Origin of the sequence: Faecalimonas sp. (assembly GCA_029264305.1) — a bacterium.
GTDB lineage: Bacteria > Bacillota > Clostridia > Lachnospirales > Lachnospiraceae > Faecalimonas.
This window is the reverse complement of the sequence record JARICA010000013.1, coordinates 34,577-53,302: the sequence shown is the minus strand read 5'-3', so window position 1 is coordinate 53,302 and position 18,726 is coordinate 34,577. Positions and strand designations below refer to the sequence as shown.

22 protein-coding genes and 1 other annotated feature are annotated in these 18,726 nt (G+C 33.5%); of the genes, 10 read left to right on the top strand and 12 right to left on the bottom strand.

Features of this window, described 5'->3' with window-relative positions:
- Window positions 1-3: 3 nt before the first annotated feature.
- Complete coding sequence (locus ACY2U7_RS03750; RefSeq protein ID WP_461815917.1) at window positions 4-1,383, bottom strand: MATE family efflux transporter; 1,380 nt, start codon at window positions 1,381-1,383, stop codon at window positions 4-6.
- 103 nt (window positions 1,384-1,486) lie between these two features.
- Here ACY2U7_RS03750 and ACY2U7_RS03745 point away from each other — a divergent pair, with 103 nt between their 5' ends.
- Together ACY2U7_RS03745 and ACY2U7_RS03740 are read left to right on the top strand one after the other, a co-directional pair.
- The gene (locus tag ACY2U7_RS03745; protein WP_461813108.1) at window positions 1,487-1,960 is read left to right on the top strand and encodes an NADH-quinone oxidoreductase subunit NuoE family protein; all 474 of its coding nucleotides are present in this window, start codon (window positions 1,487-1,489) and stop codon (window positions 1,958-1,960) included.
- Between the two features lie 33 nt (window positions 1,961-1,993).
- On the top strand, window positions 1,994-2,203 hold the full coding sequence (locus ACY2U7_RS03740) for a hypothetical protein (protein ID WP_461815916.1): 210 nt from the start codon (window positions 1,994-1,996) through the stop codon (window positions 2,201-2,203).
- A 23-nt stretch (window positions 2,204-2,226) separates the two neighbouring features.
- Here the strand turns inward: ACY2U7_RS03740 and glyA are convergent, their stop codons facing one another.
- From glyA to ACY2U7_RS03715, 5 genes are all read right to left on the bottom strand, one after another.
- The gene (gene glyA / locus ACY2U7_RS03735; RefSeq protein WP_461813106.1) at window positions 2,227-3,474 is read right to left on the bottom strand and encodes a serine hydroxymethyltransferase; all 1,248 of its coding nucleotides are present in this window, start codon (window positions 3,472-3,474) and stop codon (window positions 2,227-2,229) included.
- Window positions 3,475-3,745: 271 nt separating this feature from the next.
- Complete coding sequence (locus ACY2U7_RS03730; protein WP_461813105.1) at window positions 3,746-4,936, bottom strand: coenzyme F420-0:L-glutamate ligase; 1,191 nt, start codon at window positions 4,934-4,936, stop codon at window positions 3,746-3,748.
- 73 nt (window positions 4,937-5,009) lie between these two features.
- On the bottom strand, window positions 5,010-5,396 hold the full coding sequence (locus tag ACY2U7_RS03725; RefSeq protein ID WP_461813104.1) for a DUF3783 domain-containing protein: 387 nt from the start codon (window positions 5,394-5,396) through the stop codon (window positions 5,010-5,012).
- A 13-nt stretch (window positions 5,397-5,409) separates the two neighbouring features.
- Window positions 5,410-6,150: a peptidylprolyl isomerase gene (locus ACY2U7_RS03720; RefSeq protein ID WP_461813103.1), complete on the bottom strand. Its 741-nt coding sequence runs from the start codon at window positions 6,148-6,150 to the stop codon at window positions 5,410-5,412.
- A gap of 26 nt (window positions 6,151-6,176) precedes the next feature.
- Window positions 6,177-6,809 carry an endonuclease III domain-containing protein gene (locus tag ACY2U7_RS03715; RefSeq protein WP_461813102.1) on the bottom strand — a complete coding sequence of 211 codons (633 nt, stop codon included), beginning with the start codon at window positions 6,807-6,809 and terminating at the stop codon, window positions 6,177-6,179.
- 160 nt (window positions 6,810-6,969) lie between these two features.
- On the opposite strand from ACY2U7_RS03715, the gene msrC reads away from it, so the two are divergent.
- A complete protein-coding gene (gene msrC / locus ACY2U7_RS03710) occupies window positions 6,970-7,452 on the top strand; it encodes a free L-methionine (R)-S-oxide reductase MsrC (protein ID WP_461815915.1) in 483 nt (160 codons plus the stop codon).
- A 9-nt stretch (window positions 7,453-7,461) separates the two neighbouring features.
- Here the strand turns inward: msrC and ACY2U7_RS03705 are convergent, their stop codons facing one another.
- The 4 genes from ACY2U7_RS03705 to ACY2U7_RS03690 form a co-directional block, all read right to left on the bottom strand.
- Window positions 7,462-7,812 (bottom strand): hypothetical protein, encoded by a 351-nt coding sequence (locus tag ACY2U7_RS03705; protein ID WP_461813100.1) that lies wholly within the window; start codon window positions 7,810-7,812, stop codon window positions 7,462-7,464.
- Window positions 7,813-8,149: 337 nt separating this feature from the next.
- Window positions 8,150-8,809: a PHP domain-containing protein gene (locus ACY2U7_RS03700; protein WP_461815914.1), complete on the bottom strand. Its 660-nt coding sequence runs from the start codon at window positions 8,807-8,809 to the stop codon at window positions 8,150-8,152.
- Window positions 8,810-8,821: 12 nt separating this feature from the next.
- The gene (locus tag ACY2U7_RS03695) at window positions 8,822-10,069 is read right to left on the bottom strand and encodes a glycosyltransferase family 4 protein (protein WP_461815913.1); all 1,248 of its coding nucleotides are present in this window, start codon (window positions 10,067-10,069) and stop codon (window positions 8,822-8,824) included.
- Entirely contained in the window at window positions 10,020-10,415 is a 396-nt protein-coding gene (locus ACY2U7_RS03690; RefSeq protein ID WP_461813098.1) for a NifB/NifX family molybdenum-iron cluster-binding protein, read from the bottom strand. Before ACY2U7_RS03690 ends, ACY2U7_RS03695 begins: the two co-directional genes overlap by 50 nt.
- A gap of 161 nt (window positions 10,416-10,576) precedes the next feature.
- Between ACY2U7_RS03690 and ACY2U7_RS03685 the strand changes: the two genes are divergently transcribed.
- From ACY2U7_RS03685 to ACY2U7_RS03670, 4 genes are read left to right on the top strand one after another with little or no spacing between them, the layout of a single operon-like run.
- Complete coding sequence (locus ACY2U7_RS03685; RefSeq protein ID WP_461813097.1) at window positions 10,577-10,978, top strand: RrF2 family transcriptional regulator; 402 nt, start codon at window positions 10,577-10,579, stop codon at window positions 10,976-10,978.
- A 59-nt stretch (window positions 10,979-11,037) separates the two neighbouring features.
- Window positions 11,038-12,921 carry an anaerobic carbon-monoxide dehydrogenase catalytic subunit gene (gene cooS, locus ACY2U7_RS03680; protein WP_461813096.1) on the top strand — a complete coding sequence of 628 codons (1,884 nt, stop codon included), beginning with the start codon at window positions 11,038-11,040 and terminating at the stop codon, window positions 12,919-12,921.
- A gap of 11 nt (window positions 12,922-12,932) precedes the next feature.
- Window positions 12,933-13,385 (top strand): 4Fe-4S dicluster domain-containing protein, encoded by a 453-nt coding sequence (locus ACY2U7_RS03675; protein ID WP_461813095.1) that lies wholly within the window; start codon window positions 12,933-12,935, stop codon window positions 13,383-13,385.
- Window positions 13,382-14,608 (top strand): NAD(P)/FAD-dependent oxidoreductase, encoded by a 1,227-nt coding sequence (locus tag ACY2U7_RS03670; RefSeq protein WP_461815912.1) that lies wholly within the window; start codon window positions 13,382-13,384, stop codon window positions 14,606-14,608. The genes ACY2U7_RS03675 and ACY2U7_RS03670 overlap by 4 nt, the downstream gene beginning before the upstream one ends.
- Before the next feature lie 52 nt (window positions 14,609-14,660).
- On the opposite strand, the gene ACY2U7_RS03665 is transcribed toward ACY2U7_RS03670, so the two are convergent.
- Window positions 14,661-14,855, bottom strand: a complete 195-nt coding sequence (locus tag ACY2U7_RS03665; RefSeq protein ID WP_461813093.1) for a DUF6472 family protein — start codon at window positions 14,853-14,855, stop codon at window positions 14,661-14,663.
- Between the two features lie 184 nt (window positions 14,856-15,039).
- Window positions 15,040-15,271: a binding site (T-box leader), on the top strand.
- Window positions 15,272-15,384: 113 nt separating this feature from the next.
- Between ACY2U7_RS03665 and brnQ the strand changes: the two genes are divergently transcribed.
- The 3 genes from brnQ (at window position 15,385) to ACY2U7_RS03650 (ending at window position 17,879) form a co-directional block, all read left to right on the top strand.
- The gene (gene brnQ / locus ACY2U7_RS03660; protein WP_461813092.1) at window positions 15,385-16,719 is read left to right on the top strand and encodes a branched-chain amino acid transport system II carrier protein; all 1,335 of its coding nucleotides are present in this window, start codon (window positions 15,385-15,387) and stop codon (window positions 16,717-16,719) included.
- Window positions 16,720-16,832: 113 nt separating this feature from the next.
- Window positions 16,833-17,393 (top strand): TetR/AcrR family transcriptional regulator, encoded by a 561-nt coding sequence (locus ACY2U7_RS03655; RefSeq protein WP_461813091.1) that lies wholly within the window; start codon window positions 16,833-16,835, stop codon window positions 17,391-17,393.
- A gap of 69 nt (window positions 17,394-17,462) precedes the next feature.
- Entirely contained in the window at window positions 17,463-17,879 is a 417-nt protein-coding gene (locus tag ACY2U7_RS03650) for a hypothetical protein (protein ID WP_461815911.1), read from the top strand.
- Window positions 17,880-18,296: 417 nt separating this feature from the next.
- Here the strand turns inward: ACY2U7_RS03650 and ACY2U7_RS03645 are convergent, their stop codons facing one another.
- Window positions 18,297-18,719 carry a hypothetical protein gene (locus ACY2U7_RS03645; RefSeq protein WP_461813089.1) on the bottom strand — a complete coding sequence of 141 codons (423 nt, stop codon included), beginning with the start codon at window positions 18,717-18,719 and terminating at the stop codon, window positions 18,297-18,299.
- Window positions 18,720-18,726 lie beyond the last annotated feature (7 nt).

The window sequence follows — 18,726 nt, the reverse complement described above, 5'->3', positions numbered from 1 at the left end:
CTTTTAACTACGTCCCACTTTTTCTGATTGATCTATGAAATTAATTGACATTTTTTTCATTGTTCGTTTTAATAAAAAAATAGCAATAATTGCAGATACAGTCTCCGCTATTGGAAACGTTGCCCATACACCTGCAATACCAAATGATTTTAAGAAAACTATGGATAATGGTACAATAATAACTAATTGACGAAGCAATGAAATCATTAACGATTCTATCCCTCTCCCTAATGATTCAAACACACCCGAATACACTATACCAATTGTAGATACAATAAATCCAAGTCCTATAATGCGAAGTGTTTGCACACCCATTCTCATCATCTCTGCATTCGCATTAAACATCGCTAAAATTTGTTCTGGAATGCCAACAAACAATATTGTTCCAAATATCATAATCGTTCCCGACACCATAACACTTACTTTCAACACCTGCCTTAAGCGGTGATGTAAACCTGCTCCATAATTATAACTAATCAATGGTCTCATTCCCTGAATCACTCCATTAGCAGGCATATATACGAATGTTTGCAACTTAAAATAAATTCCCAAAACTGCAACTGCTGTTCCCGATACCGCTGAAATAATCCCATTTAAAACACCAACAAGAATAGATGGCATAGAAGTCATAATACCAGATGGAATCGCTACCATATATAACTGCTTTGTAATCTGTCTATCAAATTTGAAATTTTTAAATTTCAAATAAATTCCTCCACTATTCTTACAAAAGAAAATAATAGATAACACACAAGCAGATATTTGTCCAACAACAGTTGCAATTGCTGCCCCTTGTATTTTTAATGCTGGAAAACCAAATAATCCAAAAATTAAAATCGGATCTAAAATAATATTAATAATTGCTCCAACTGCTTGTATAATCATTGGCATAACCATTTTACCAGTTGCTTGAAACATTTTTTCGATAGCGATATGGAACAAACATCCAAAAGAAAGACAGATAACAATATACGTATATTGACATCCCCATCGAAAAACCGTCGGATCATCTGTAAAAAAACGGAAAAATGGTTTAACTCCAAACAATCCAATTAAAATAAAGATAATCGTATGAATTGCTGTAAAAACTATTCCATGTGTAGCAGTTTTGTTTACCATATCTTGTTTTCCCGCACCAATATTTCTCGCTATTCCCGCATTCAATCCTATTCCCATTCCTACGGCCGCAGATAGCACAAGATTTTGAAGTGGAAAAGCAAGAGAAACTGCAGTCAAGGCATCTTCCCCAAGTTGTGCAACAAAAATACTATCTACAACATTATACATAGATTGAATCAACATTGATACCATCGGCGGAATGGCCATTGACATCAAAAGAGGAAACACTGGTTTTGTTCCCATTACATTTTGAGTTTTATTCATGTCCAACATCTCTCCTTTTCTCATATTTTCCCTTGCATAAACTTTTTTCTCATAGTATGATTATTCATTATGATTAAAATTCTTTTAGAAGGGATTATAAATTATGACAAATAATATAGAAGATAACCTCTTGCTCTTTGAAGAAACCGCAAGATATTATCAATCATTACAAGTAACCAATGATCAAGAAACACTTGTACAATTTTTAAAGGAAACACAAGAAATTTTCGGTTGTATTCCAGCTGATGCAAAAACACGAATCAGTGAAATTATGAAAATGAGTACAATCATTATTGATAAAATCATTTCCATATATCCAAGTTTAACTAATGAAAAATTTCAGACAGAGATTATTGTCTGTTCAGGTGCTTCTTGTTCTTCAAAAAACGCACAAAAATTACTTTCTGAAATTCAGACACTTTTACAAATCCGCCCTGGACAAGTAACAAAAGACGGAAGATATAAATTAACTACTAAGCCTTGTATGAAACAATGCAAAAAAGGCCCTAACCTTATGATTGGCGACGCCATATATCATAACATAGATTCAGAAAAACTAAAAACACTTTTATTATAAATTTACGAAAGGAATATTTATATGATAACTCCAATGTCAATTTTAAAATATAAAAATGCATGGGGGAAATTTTCAAAAAATCACCCTAAATTTCCACATTTTCTAAAAGCAATTTCAAAAAATGCTCTTTCCGAAGGAACTTTAATTGAAATAACTGTTACCACGCCTGACGGAAAATCTTATTCATCTAATTTAAAAATCAAACCAGAAGATATTGAGCTTTTACAAGAATTGAGGGGATAGCAATTGCTATCCCCCGTATGCTTTTATTCATAAATCGGATATTTTTCGCAAAGTTTCTCTACTTCTTTGCGAATCTCATCCGCTTTTTCTTCAAAATCCATAGCTGTAAGCCAAATTAGTTCCGCAATTTTTTCCATATCGTCTTCTTTCATTCCCCTAGAAGTAACTGCAGGTGTTCCAATACGAACTCCAGAAGTGACAAAAGGACTTCTAGGATCATTTGGAACTGTATTCTTATTCAATGTAATATATACTTCATCACAACGTCTCTGTAACTCTTTTCCAGATAACTCCAAATTTCTTAAATCGAGTAACATAAGATGATTATCTGTTCCTCCTGTCAAAATATCAAAGCCTTTTCTCTGTAATGCTTCTGACAAAACTTTTGCATTTTTTACTACTTGTTCTTGATATTTCTTAAATTCTGGTTGTAATGCTTCCCCAAAGGCTACTGCCTTTGCTGCAATAACGTGTTCTAACGGACCACCTTGCGTTCCTGGAAAAACAGCCTTATTTAAACAAAATTTTTCTGCAGCATCTTTGTTCGCTAAAATCATTCCACCTCTTGGTCCACGCAAAGTCTTATGAGTTGTTGTTGTCACTACATCTGCATATGGCATAGGACTTTGGTGTAACCCAGTTGCTACAAGCCCCGCAATATGCGCCATATCTACCATTAAGTATGCACCAACTTTGTCAGCAATCTCACGAAATCTTTTAAAATCAATTTTCCTTGCATAAGCACTCGCACCAGCAATAATCAATTTTGGCTTTGCCTCTAAAGCAAGTCTTTCCACTTCATCATAATCAATAAATCCCTCCGCATTTACTCCGTATGGAACAATATGAAAATACATTCCCGAAAAATTCACTGGACTTCCATGAGTCAAATGTCCACCATGTTCCAAATTCATTCCCATAATCGTATCTCCAGGTTTCAACATTGCAATCAAAACTGCCATATTTGCCTGTGCTCCTGAATGAGGTTGTACATTAGCATAGTCGCAATCAAATAGTTTCTTCGCACGTTCAATAGCAATCGTTTCAATTACATCTACTTGTTCACACCCACCATAATATCTTTTTCCAGAATAACCTTCTGCATATTTGTTTGTCAATACCGTTCCCATGGTCATCATTACTTCTTTAGAAACAATATTTTCAGACGCAATAAGTTCCAAATTCCTGCGTTGCCTATTACATTCTGCTTGAATAGCTTGTCCAACTTTCTCATCATACATTGTAATATGTTTCATTATTTCATTTACCATATCTTACCCTCCTTTATCTTTGTTCTTGTCCGTTTTATGTTCTATCTGAGGTCATCATAACATAGTTTATATTATGCTTCAATATATTATCTTTTATCAAAATGTGACTGCTACATTGCGTATAATACATTTTAAAATATCACTCATTCTCTACTAAATTATATCCTCAATATTTATTAAAATAGCTCTAAGCCAATGATGGTGGAGATTCAAAAATCCTCCCTCCAACTATTGACTTAGAGCCATAATTTGTTGAGTCTATGCTCTTTTATTAATTTGTATAGTTATCAAAATATCCCTGTACAAGTACAACTGGAGTACCTTTATCTCCAGAACCACTTGTAAGGTCACATAAAGAACCAATCAAATCTGTAAGTTGTCTAGGTGTTGTTCCTTGAGAAACCATGTTTCCTACAAGATTATCATCTTTTTCTTTAATACGTTTAGAAATAGCTTCTTTTAAAGCTTCTCCACTCAAATCTTTGAAATCATTATCTGCTAAATATTTCAACTTCACTTCATTTGGTGTTCCACGAAGTCCTTCTGTAAACGCTGGAGAAACAACTGGATCCGCAAGTTCCCAAATTTTCCCTTGAGGATCTTTAAAAGCACCATCTCCATAAACCATAACTTCAACGTGTTTTCCTGTTTTTTCTAAAATACTTTTCTGAATTTCTTCAACTAATCCAAAACATTCTCTTGGGAAAAGTTTTACACTTTCTTCTGTAGATTTATTAGAACCTAACAAACCATATTTTTCATTGAATCCACTTCCATCAACAGATGCATTTAAAATTTCATCCATACCAAATACTCTTTCAGCACCATTTGCCTTTAAGATTCTTTGTGTTCTTGCTCTTGTATGGATATCACAGTGAATTACATTCTTTGTATAATCAAGAATCACTTTTGGATTGTTTGCAAAAATAATTTCTACTTCTGCTCCTGCTTCACGAATAAGTTCCCCATAATATTCTACATAATCTACACCTGTAAATTGATGTTTGTTCTCTCCAAACAATTCTCTATATTTTTCTAAAGTTAATACGTCACTGTATGGATTGATTCCTGCCTCATCTAATTTATCAAGCGACACAAGTTCATTCCCAACTTCATCACTTGGATAACTAAGCATAAGAACAACTTTTTTTGCTCCCATAGCCATTCCCTTTAAGCAGATAGAAAATCTATTTCTTGATAAAATCGGAAAAATAATTCCAATCGTTTCTCCGCCTAATTTTGCTTTTACATCACTTGCAATTGCACTAATTGGAGCGTAATTACCCTGTGCTCTTGCAACAATCGATTCTGTAAGTGAGATTACATCTTTATCTCTTAATTCAAATCCTTCACTGCTTGCCGCATCTAATACGCTATTTACCACGATGTCCGCTAAATTGTCGCCTTCTCTAATGATTGGACAACGAACTCCTCTTGAAATTGTTCCTACTTTTCTTTCCATTTTTATCCCTTTTCTTTTTTATAAAATAATATAGTATGTCTTTGCCACCTATCTATTATAATATAAAATGTTATTATTGTACATTATTTTTTTGCATTTTTTCGTGTTCTCCAGCAAGTTCCTTATATAGTTCAGGAATTGTCCACTCTTTATTTGTATCTGTAAGCACTGCTTTATAGTCTACTTTTCTTATTCCATTCTTTCTCATGCGATATAAAATCTGTTCCAATTGTGACTCTCGTAAATTAGAAAAAATCATCATTTCTTTTTCTAAGTCTTCTCCTACATATACTTCTTCTGTAGATTCTATTTCTTTCATACCTGCTAAATAACCAATTTTCTGTAAATAGTCCTTCTTCTCAACCATTTTCATTTTGATTTTCATAGAGAGAAGCATCATTTTAATCTCGCGTAATTGTTTCGCATCTTGAAAATTAATTAATAATACCGTTTCTCGCATCGTTTTCTTTTTCCTATTTTTCTAAATACTTTTCTTTTAATACATCTACCTGTTCCATATATTTTGCATTTTGTTTCTGTTGTACAAGATTTCTTTGAATCACTGCCTTTACTTCATCAAAAGAAGCTATTGATTCTTCGTTTCTATCTTCTACTTTAATCAAATGATAACCAAACTGTGTTTTTACAGGTCCTTTTACCTCTCCAATCTCTGCTGTAAAGGCTACATCTTCAAATTCTTTTACCATTTGTCCTCTACCAAACTGACCGAGATCTCCACCTCTTGCGCTTGAAGGACAAGTAGAAAACTCTTTCGCAGAATCTTCAAATGTTTTTTCACCACTTAAAATAGATTCCAAAATTTCTTGGCATTTTTCTTCTGAGTCTGTCAAAATATGTTTTGCATTTACTGTAGCACCTTTTTTAAACTGTTGACTATTTGCATCATAATATGCACGCACTTCTTCTTCAGACACTTCCACATCTTTCATTGTCTCACGCATTGCTAACTGTGCTAAAATATCTTTTTTCGCGTTTTTAAGAATCTGTTGAAATTCTTCTGTTTCCTCTAATTTCATTTCTTCTCCCATTTGTGCAAATAAATGTAAAGAAATTAATTGTTCCAAACATTGTTCTCTAAATTTTGGATTATTAATATATGGCTGCTGTTCTCTTGGAACATTATTTAAAAATGCCTGTAATTCTTCTTCTGTAATTTTCTCTCCTGCAACAGTTGCTAATACTTTTTCGTTCATTTTATTTCTCCTTCATTCTACTCTTATCATATCTTTTTTGCACAGATATCGGCTAAACAACATCTGTCACAATACGGTTTTGTCCTTGCTGTACATACTTCTCTCCCATGAAATACAAGGCGATGGCAAAAATCACTTCCCTCTTCTGGTGGTATGATTTTCCATAATTCCATCTCCACTTTCTTAGGCTCTTTAATTCCCTTTACTAATCCAATACGATTTACCAAACGTATACAGTGTGTGTCTGTTACAATTGCTGGTTTACCAAAAACATCACCCATAATTAGATTCGCACTTTTTCTTCCTACTCCTGGAAGTGCTAAAATCTCATCAAAGGTCGTTGGAATCTGATCCTCATATTTCTCATGTAAAATTTTCATACAAGCACTTATATCCCTTGCCTTACTTTTTCCAAGTCCACACGGTCTTACAATTTCTTCAATTTCCTCAACCGGTGCATTGGCTAAAGCTTCTACATCTGGAAACTTCTTATATAGTTTTTCTACTACAATATTCACACGCTCATCAGTACACTGAGCTGCCAAACGAACTCCCACAAGTAATTTCCATGCCTCATCATAATCTAAAGTGCATTCTGCAACTGGATATTCCTTTTTTAACCGTTCAATTACTTCTAATGCTAATGCTTTTTTTCTCATGTTTTTTACCTCTCTGCCATTTTAACATTATTTTTTATAGATAACAACGTTCTCAAATCAAAATTTTTTAAGAAATCTTACTAAATATGATATAATATTTGCTAAGTGTAACTGTGCTTTTATATTGCACAATCACTATTAGAATACGGAGGTCAATAGAATGAAACACGTTAATATAACTTATCCAACAGAAAAAAAGAAACTTTATTCTTTACTTAAAACACAACTCATCGCTCTAACAGACGGTGTACCACATGTGCTTGCTAATTTTTCTAACGCCTCAGCTCTTTTAAATCAGGCTCTCACCGATATTAACTGGGTTGGATTTTATTTCATAAAAGAAAACCAACTTGTACTTGGTACATTTCAAGGGAAACCAGCTTGTATAGAAATCAAAATAGGGAATGGAGTTTGTGGAACTGCTGTTGCCCAAAATAAAACAATCCTTGTAGAAAACGTACACGATTTTCCAGGTCACATTGCCTGTGACAGTGCATCCAATTCAGAAATTGTTATTCCAATTCATGCAGATGATAAAATTATTGGAGTACTTGATATTGATAGTCCAATTTTTTCAAGGTTTGATGAAGAGGATAAAAAAGGATTAGAAATGCTTGTAAAAGTACTTGAGGAGATGCTTTAAACATCTCCTCTATCCCTCTTCCTGCAAAATCTTTATCATTTGTACACGTTTTTGTGTTAACAACGCTAATGTATTTTTTACTGCTACCCCATTTTTTTCACCAATTTCTTTTCTCAAACGTAGAAAAACCATTTCCATATTTTTGATTTTCAGTTCTTTTCCTTTTTGCATCATTCTTCTTAAAGTAATCATTGCAAGAGGCCATTGCTTAGCTGACACTGCTCGTCCTATTTTCATAAAATCCATACTTTTTACAAAAGCAGATAATTCTAATAAATACACTTCTTCACCTAGTTCCTCTATTCCCTTTCCCACTTCTATTCCTAGTTTTTCCAATTTTTCCTTCTTTTTATTTATCATTTAATTCTCCCTTATCTACAGATCTATTACTTATTATAACATTACTATAACAAATTTAAAATTTTTCTAAAATCACAATGTACAATATTCCCCTTTAAACACGCCTTATATCAAAACAACCGACAGTACTCTGTCGGTCGAAAGGAGAAAATTTATGATATATATAAACGTTTAAAAAACGTAATTGTTAGTCGAAGTCCAACAGCCATAAATAACTCTTTTAAATATAACCGTTGTCTTCTTTGATATTTTTATTATAGAAGATATTTATGTAAAAACTGTGACAAAAAAACTAAAGAACTGTTAAAAATCTAAAGATTTTCATAAGAACACCTTACTAATTTTTAAGCAAATACGGTTTATGAATAGGTGTTTCCATATCCCATATTTGATACCCTTCCTCTGTATAATATGCCGGTTTACAATTTCCACTTTTAAATACCTGAAGAAATTCTTCCATTGTTTGCACATTTTCTGGAAAATACGTTGCAAAAAATCCAATTTTTTCAATAATATGACAATCACTTGCACCAACCGTAATAACCCCTAGCTCTTTTGCATAATCTGCTGCTTTCTTATTCGCTTCAGGCAATGTACTCCCATTTAAAACTTCCACCCCATCTAATCCATGTACTAACCTTAAATATTCTCCTAACCCTCTGTTATTATTTCGAAATGGATGAGCACTAAAACAGATTCCACCCTGTTTTTTTACCAAATCAATAAATTCTTGTGCGCTTACCCTTTCTTTTGGATATTCTTCTATACCAAATGCGACAATATCTCCTTGCAAAGAAAAAAATTCAATTCCAACAAAAATTGGAAAGTTCACTTTCTTAGCATATTCTTCTGCATATTTCTTTAACCCCATATCGTCATGATCTGTAATACAAATCCCATCTAATCCACGCCTTTTCGCTATTTCCACCATATCCGCAAGTTTTAAATAACTATCTTTTGAATATGTGCATTCATGCATGTGCATATCGATAAACATCTCTTTCTCCTTCTATTCTGTAAATACTTCTAAAATTCGTAAACTTATTCCTTCCCATGAAACCCTAGATAAATCTGGCTTTTCTTCCCTATATTGTTCCAATTTTTTATAAATTCCTTCAGCTAATCTAGTTTCAAATTGTGGAAGTTCTTCTTCAACTGGTTCATCCGTATTTTTCATGGAAGGAAGCTTTATGAACTCTACTTCCTCTCCTTGCACATTTTCTGCAATCCATTGTTTTACCCCAAAAAGATTTGAGCAAACAATTTTGCATCCACAAGCCATTGCCTCTAAAAGAACCAACGGTAATCCTTCATAAAAAGAAGGCAAAACAAAAACATCACTTTTGCTAAATAGTTTTGCTAATTCCTCTTGATTTAAAATTCCCAAAAAAGTAATCGGATATCTACTTTTTTCTGCTAACTCTCGAATTTTTCTAAACTCTTTTTCTGTACCTATTCCACCAGCAATCTTAATTGCCAACTCATTTTCGTTATACGACAATTTTTCCAAAGCATGCAAGAGACTGAAAATGCCTTTCTTTTCTGTTACTTTTCCAGCAAAGACAATCTGTTTTTTATTTGTCTTTTTTTCCTTTCTTTTCCAAAAAATTGATTGATTATATCCAACTCCTACAATATAAATCTTATCCTGCTGTATTTGAAATATTTCTTGTACAAGTTGTTTTTGTTGCTCATGCAAAACAATCACACCATTTAACTTTCCTATCTTTTCTCGAATCCACTCTCTTTTTAACGTATTCTTCAAAAATTGTCTTAAATCCGAACCATGACAGATGCCGTATATTTTTTTATCAGGATACCATTCTCTTACAAGGGCTGTAAGTAAATATAAATGATGACATACAATAACATCTGGTTTCATTTCCCGCATCGCTAACTCTATTTTTTCTCGAAATATTTGTGAAAATTTTTGTAATATTTTCTCATCCATATCGCTGTATTTCATACTTTCATAAGGCATTTCATCTGACATTCCAAATATAGGAAACGGTAATGCTTTAGATTTATAATAAATAGGATATACTTTTATTTCCTTTGGAAAATATAGGCGGTCATCTGCATAAATTCCTGTGATGACCGCCTGCTCATGTCCCTGTGCATTCCAATTTTGCACCAATTCTGTTAAATATGTGCCACTGCCCGTACTATGAGGCTTTTGCGCTGTAATATTTAATATTTTCATCTTTTTAGTGGGAACAGTGTCCTTCCCCACAACCATGTTCACCACATTTTCCATGCTCATGTTCATCGTGATGACTACATCTTACATCTGGATTATAGGAAAGTGTCTCATTCAAAAATGCTTGTATCGCATCATCTGCGCTTCCTGCTACTCCACCGTAAAAATGGATTCCAGCTTCAGTTAAAGCCTGCTGTGCTCCTGCACCGATTCCTCCACAGATTAGCACATCCACTTCTAAATTTTTCAAAATTTCTGCCAAGGCACCATGCCCACTTCCATTTGTATCTACTACTTTAGAATTAGAAACCTGTCCATTCTCTACTTCATATACTTTAAACTGTTCTGTGTGTCCAAAATGTTGAAACACCTGTCCATTTTCATAAGTTACCGCAACTTTCATTTTAATGATCTCCTTTCTGTTGACTATTGCTTCTTTTTGTATTATACCCCTTTTTTGCTAATTGTGCAAAGTTGAAATCTTTTCTCTTATAAAATATGTGCAAAACGATTCTTGACTATTTCGGTATAGTATTATATATTTAATTTATCAAGGAGGTATTTATGTTATTTACGAAAGAATGTGACTATGCCATTCGAATTATGCGTGCGTTATCTTCAGGCGACTTTGTTAACGTATCTACTATTTGCACAACGGAAAATCTTTCCTCTGCAATGGCATATAAAATTACTAGAAAACTAGAAAAAGGCGGTCTTCTAAAAAGTCTTCGTGGTGCAAATGGAGGATATGCGCTCAATAAACCTTTGCAAAACATTTCAATTTATGATGTTTGCTCTATTATTGATCCTGATATCCTCATATTAGAATGTATGAAAAAAGATTACCACTGTTCCATGAACACGCAATCTACGCCTTGCCTCGTACATCATGAATTTTGTCGAATCCAACATATTCTTCTACAAGAATTACAGAAAAAAAATTTGGCAGAATTATTCCGTAAATAAAATTTTTACCCAAATCTATACTAATTTAGTAGAGTTTTATAACATAAGGAGGATTTAAAATGAATCAATGTTACGGTTGCAACACTTGTAAAAGTGCAGATAAACCTTTAGAAAATTATATCCGTTCACTTCCGATGGAAACTTCCCATCATCGTGTAGAAGGACAAAGTACAAAATGTGGCTTTGGATTACAAGGCGTCTGTTGTCGACTTTGTTCCAATGGGCCTTGTCGTATTACCCCAAATGCTCCTCGAGGAATTTGTGGTGCAAATGCTGACACAATTGTTACTCGCAACTTCTTACGTGCAGTTGCATCAGGAAGTGGTTGCTACATCCATATTGTAGAAAATACTGCTTTAAACCTGAAAAAAACTGCTCAAACAAAAGGTGAATTAAAAGGGCTCCAATCTCTTGATCATCTTGCAGAAATTTTTGGTATTACCGATGAAGATATCTACACAAAAGCAGAAAAAGTAGCTGATGCAGTTCTCGAAGATCTTTATAAACCGGAATATGTTTCTGCAAATCTTGTTGAAAAAATTGCTTATGCTCCTCGTGTAAAGCGTTGGAAAGAACTTGGAATTATGCCAGGTGGTGCAAAAGCAGAAGTATTTAAGGGTGTAGTAAAATGCTCAACAAACTTAAATTCCGATCCTGTAGATATGCTTACGGATTGTTTGAAATTAGGTATTTCTACAGGTGTTTACGGTTTAACATTAACAAACCTGTTAAACGATGTACTTTTAGGACAACCAGAGCTTCGCCTTGCTCCTGTTGGGCTTCGCGTCATTGATCCTGATTACATTAATATTATGATTACAGGACATCAACATACCATTTTTGTTGATTTACAAGAACGTCTTATTTCTGATGAAGCGAAAGCTAAAGCACAGGCCGTTGGTGCAAAAGGATTTAAGCTAGTTGGTTGTACTTGTGTAGGACAAGATTTACAACTTCGTGGTGCTCATTACACAGAAGTATTTGACGGACATGCTGGAAACAACTATACAAGTGAAGCAATTCTTGCAACTGGTGCAATCGATGTTGTTCTTTCTGAATTTAATTGTACTCTTCCAGGAATTGAACCAATTTGTGATGAATTAAAAATCAAACAAATTTGCCTTGATGATGTTGCCAAAAAAGCAAATGCAGAACTTATGCAATTTTCTTTTGAAAACCGGGAAGAGCAAAGTGAAATCATTATCGATAAAATAATTGCCGCTTACAAAGAACGTCGTGGTGTAGTTCCTATGAATCTTTTCGAAGACCATGGAAATGACTGTACATTAACAGGCGTTAGTGAGGGATCTTTAAAAGATTTTCTCGGTGGAAAGTGGACTCCACTTATTGAATTAATTGTATCTGGAGAAATTAAGGGAATCGCAGGTGTAGTAGGATGTTCAAACTTAACTGCTGGCGGACATGATGTTTTGAGTGTTGAACTAACAAAAGAATTAATTGCAAAAGATATTCTCGTTCTCACAGCTGGATGTTCTTCAGGTGGAATCGAAAATTGTGGTTTAATGACACCTGAAGCAGCAAAATTAGCTGGTCCTAAACTTCGTGCAGTATGTGAAAAATTAAATATTCCTCCTGTATTAAACTTTGGCCCTTGTCTTGCAATTGGACGACTAGAAATTGTTGCTACAGAAATTGCAAGAGAACTCGGTGTGGATCTTCCTGAGCTTCCTCTTGTACTTTCTGCTGCGCAATGGCTTGAAGAACAAGCTCTTGCAGACGGATGTTTTGGTCTTGCACTTGGACTTCCTCTTCATTTAGGATTGCCTCCTTTTATCACAGGAAGCAAAACTGCCGTGAAAGTTATGACAGAAGACATGAAAGAATTAACTGGTGGACAGGTTATCATCAACGGAGATGCACAAGAAACCGCTACTATTTTAGAGAAGATTATTGAGGAAAAACGTAATCATTTACATATATAGGAGGGATATCTATGAAACGGATTATGATTAATGCCTCCAAATGCGATGGCTGTAAAAACTGTACGGTTGCCTGTATGCAAGCACACCGTGAAACCCCTGGTACAATTTATGATTTAGATTTAACTGATATTCATAATGAATCTCGCAATCATATTGAAAAAATGCCCGATGGTAGTTATCGACCTATCTTTTGTCGACACTGTGATTTACCTGAATGTGTCATGTCTTGCATGAGTGGCGCTTTAACAAAAGATACAAAAACCGGAATTGTTTCTTATGATGAAAAAAAATGTGGTTCTTGTTTTATGTGTGTAATGAACTGCCCATACGGCGTTTTAAAGGCAGATACTGCCACGCACACAAAAGTAATCAAATGTGATTTTTGTTTACAAGACAACAGCGAACCAAACTGTGTAAAAGCCTGTCCTAAAAATGCAATTTATGTAGAGGAGGTAACACTATGAGATATGTTATTATCGGCGTAGGGCCTGCTGGAATTACCGCTGCCCAAACTATTTTAAAAACAGATAAAGACGCTGAGATCACGATGATTTCTACAGATGAATTTGTGCATTCTCGTTGCATGTTACATCGCTATTTAAGTCATGAGCGTAATGAGGAAACACTTTCTTTTATAGATAAAGATTTCTTTACCGCCAACAATATTCACTGGGTAAAAGGTGTAACTGTAGAGAAAATTGATGTAGACGTAAAAAAAGTCTGCCTCTCAAATCAAGAAGATTATCTCTTCGACAAATTACTGATTGCAACAGGGGCTAATAGTTTTATTCCCCCAATCGCACAATTTCGAGAAGCTAAAAATGTATTTGGACTTCGCCATTTATCAGATGCTCAACAAATCCGACCATTGGCTGACCTTGCAAACCACATTCTGATCGTTGGTTCAGGGCTTGTAGGAATGGACGCTGCATATGCATTTTTAGAACAAGGAAAAAAAGTAACCGTAATTGAAATGGCAGATAGAATTCTCCCAATCCAATTAAATGAAACTGCTGGAAAACCATACCAAAAACTTTTTGAAGAGCACGGTTGTAAATTTATTTTCGGGAAAAAGGCTTGTGATACACACATGAACAGTAACGGTTATATCGATGCTGTGATTCTTGATGATGGTACAAAAATCAACTGTGATTTAATTGTCTTGGCTACTGGAGTCCGTCCTGCTGTTGCATGCGCAGAAAATTCTAAAATACATATTGACCGTTTTATTCAAGTTGATGACACAATGAAAACAAACTGTGATGATATTTACTCTGCTGGAGATGTCACTGGATTATCAGGAATTTGGCCAAATGCAATGAAGCAAGGACAAGTGGCAGGACTTAATATGTGTGGAATAGAAACTCATTATACAGACAGTTATGCCATGAAAAACACGATGAATTTTTATGGTCTTGTTACACTTTCTCTTGGTCGTGGAGTTGTAGAAGAAGGAGATACTGTCTTAGAACAAGAAGATAAAGGAAACTATAAACGTGCCATTATTCGAAATGGAAAACTAGATAGTATCTTACTTCAAGGTTGTATTGACTATGCTGGTATTTACCAATATCTAATAAAAAACGAAATAGAACTTTCTCACTTTACCAAAGATAGTTTTCATCTTTCTTTTGCTGATTTTTACGGTATCGACGAAAAAGGAAAATATTATTATGAGATAAAATAGTAATTTGGGGACGTAGCCTTTTTAACTTTTGCTATGTCCCCAAATTGACTTTTTACATCTGTTTTCTAACAATTCTATATTCATCACCGAACTGATAATAAGGACAATCTCTAAATTCTCCCTTAACAAATCGATACATTTCATCTTCATCTAAATTTTTTGTACAAACATAATACTCGTATTCTTCATCATATTCATAGTTCATACAACTTTCACAATTGGACACGTTCCTTTTCTTTTGTTTCATTTTTTTGTCCTCTCCTTTTCATTTCTTTGTACAGTATAACACCTTTTGTTGGCAATACCTATAGTATTTTTTATTGATCAGACATCATATAAACTGTATCATAATTATTTTTAAATAGATATTTAAAATTTTTCCAAAAAACACTTGCAATTTTCTAACAAATCCAATATAATACACTCATATTATAAATTCGTCGATAAGAACAAGTAATCTTCAGTGGATTTTCAGAGAGGTAACGGTTGGTGTGAGTTACTAATGAACCTGAATGATGAAATCATCTTTGAGAAGCACGCTGAACATAAGTAAGCAAGCCGGAGTTAAGCCCCGTTATAGGTGACACGCATTAGATGATGTGATATGAGCTGAGTTTAGACTTGGGAATTAAGGTGGTACCACGATTAACAATCGTCCTTTTTATAGGACGATTTTTTTTATACTCAATTATCAGTGGAAACACAATTAATTACGCTCCCCGTCATAACGAAGATTGTATCAAATGCAATTATTTTATTTTGAGGAGGATTTAACGATGAAATTGAAAAAAAGACAAGTTTTACTCGTAAGTTTTATGTTGTTTTCACTGTTTTTTGGAGCAGGAAATTTGATTTTCCCACCATTTTTAGGGCAAAATGCTGGAAAACTCACCCCATTAGCAATTTTAACTTTCTTAATTACCGCAGTTGCTCTCCCTGTTTTAGGAGTTATTGTTGTAGCACGTTTTAATGGATTGGAAAAACTTTCTCGAAAAGTAAATCCTAAATTTGCTATCGTATTTACGATTTTAATTTATCTATCTATTGGACCTGGACTTGGTATTCCTCGTGCTGCTTCTCTTCCTTTTGAAATGGCTGTATCACCTTACCTGCCAAAAGGAACAAACTTGACACTAGCCATGCTTGCATTTTCATTTGTATTCTTTTTAATCGCTGGTTGGCTAGCAATGACACCTAACAAGTTGGTTGAACGTATCGGAAAAGTGTTAACACCTTCCTTACTTTGTTTATTACTCTTTCTATTTTTCACCTTTTTATTTAAGGGAACTGTTAATGTTGCACCTGCACAAGAAAGTTACCATGCAAATCCAATGGTAAAAGGATTTTTAGAAGGATACTTAACAATGGACACTATTGCAGCACTAAATTTTGGACTTGTAATTGCAACAACGATCCGAAGTTTTGGTGTAAAAGAGAAAAAAAGTGTCATGCATTATACTATTACAACTGGTATTTTTGCAGGAACAATTTTAGCAACCGTATATTTAATGCTTGCCTACATGGGAATGAGTTCTTCTGGTGTTTTTGAAATCCAAGAAAATGGTGCTTGGACACTTCGTTGTATTGTCCACGAACTTTTTGGTGATACAGGTGCAATCCTTTTAGCTACAATTTTTACATTGGCATGTTTAACAACTTGTGTTGGTCTTATCACTTCGATTTCACAATATTTTTCAACCCTAACAACTAAGTTTTCTTATCGTCAATGGGTGTGTACTATTGTTGGATTTTCATTTATTGTATGCAATCAAGGATTAAACATGATTTTAAGTATTTCTGTACCTGTGTTAGATGCAATTTATCCAATCTCAATTATGTTAATTGTACTTGGACTTTGTGATACATGGTTAAAACGTAACCCGTATATTTATCCTTGCACAATCGGATTTGTTGGAATAACCAGTGTCATCTATGCTCTTGAAAAGGTCGGTGTAAAATTTGGCTTCATCAATAAGCTTTGTCACTCTCTTCCATTATATTCCCTTGGTCTTGGATGGGTTGTTGTCGCTGTTGTTGTTATGGCACTTTGTTCTATTGTCTACGCTGTAAAAAAAGCATTTAATGCACAAACTGTTCCTACAATAGAATAAAGAATTTGAGAACATTTCTTTTATTTATAAATGATTGAAATGTTCTCTTTTTTATTGACAAAACATTTTATTTTTATTAAACTGAACATTGTTCAAGTGAAAGGAAAATGACTATGAATCATGTTATTACATCTAGAGAAGAAATTTTAAAAGTAAGCAAAGACTTAATCAGAAAAAGTGGGTGGAATGCTGTTAATATACGTTCTGTTGCTTCCGCTTGCAATGTTTCTGTGGGCTCTATTTATAATTATTTTCATTCCAAATCAGATTTAATTGGAGCTACTATAGAGAGTGTTTGGTGTAGCATTTTTCATTTTCCAAAAGATGAAACTATTTTTAACGATTTTATCCATTGCATTCAATGGATTTATACAAGAATGGAATATGGGAACAATATTTATCCTGATTTTTTTACTCTTCATTCTGTAAGCTTTTTGGAAAAAGATAAATTAAAAGGGCAACAACTAATGCAACAATCTCTAGAACATATTCAAAAACAACTTTGCTATATTCTTACTCACGATAAAAATGTTCGACAAGATTGTTTCAACGAACTGTTTACTCCTGAAAGATTTGTAAACTTTGTATTTTCCTTTATCGTTTCCTCTCTAATGAAACAAGATTATGATGCTTCTGTTCTTCTAGAAGTTATTCAAAGAACTATTTATAATTAAAATAAATGTCCATATATGGACGTTTTTTATACACCAAACTGAACATTGTTCAAGAAAGGAGATTTATCTATGAAAGTAAACAAAAAAACTCTATTGCTAATTGCTTGTATTGTTTGGGGAATTGCTGGATTTAATATATTGCGTATTGGAATTTCATCTTATGAAAACTATATATCTTTGATAAATTTAAGTTGTTCTATAATTGTATTTTCAATTTTTCAATATTTTATATTTGGGAAATTAGTAAAAAAACATACTCGAAGAATTGCAAGTTATACAGAAACAAAACAATTCTTTCTACATTTTTTTGATATAAAGTCTTTTTTTATTATGGCTTTTATGATGACAGGAGGTATTTGGCTTCGTTCTTCTGGAATTGCTCCTGAACGCTTTATTGCAGTATTTTACTCTGGTCTAGGAGCATCTCTCTTTTTAGCTGGAATACTCTTCGGAAAAAATTATTTGCAATATGACTCTCTTCTGTGACTTTATTACAGAACTTTTCTAATTATTCGGTAATAATAAGATTATCAAATATAAAGGAGAGAAATCAAATGACAAATATACAATTAGACGAAAGACTTGTTAATTATATGCAAGAAAACCAACTCAAACATATTTTAATTGCCCCTATGATGTGTCATACTTGAGGTGGTTCTCGTTTAGAGATATCAGCAAGATTTGTTGATGAAGATGAACTAAAAATTTTGAAAACAGAAAAGTTTAAAAGTTTCCCAACCGAATTAGGTGAAGTTCTTATTCGCCGCATACCTGAAAGAGCAGACGATACTGTACACCTCGGATTATCTCGCTTTTTCAAAAAAATTATTGTTGAGGGAATTTACTCTGCATAAGAAAAAGAGGCTATCGAAAAATAGATAGCCTCTTTTATAATCTAACCTTTTAAAAACGAATTCCTCCTACATATTTCAAAACCGCTATTATACTAAATGCAATTATAAAAGCTATCCCTACAATTCCTGTAACGAATGACGTTCTGTATAATCCTTTTTCCATAATTGCTTTATTGGGATTATTTTCCTCATACAAAATGGTTGCTTCCTGTCCTACTTTCATATTTTTTGAATAATATGTTCCTATTAATTCATATTGATTTCCTCTAACTGTATAAAGAATAACTGGAGAAATAACATATCTATTTTCTTGTCTACTTCCAATTACTTTACGTTTATAAATTCGATCAATTCTACCTACACATTTAATATAATATTTTTTCTTTTTTGTATCTTTTATGCCAGAAACTATTGCTACCATAAAAAGTATTATAGAAACAATTACTAAAACAATTAAAATTATATTTATCATTTTTACC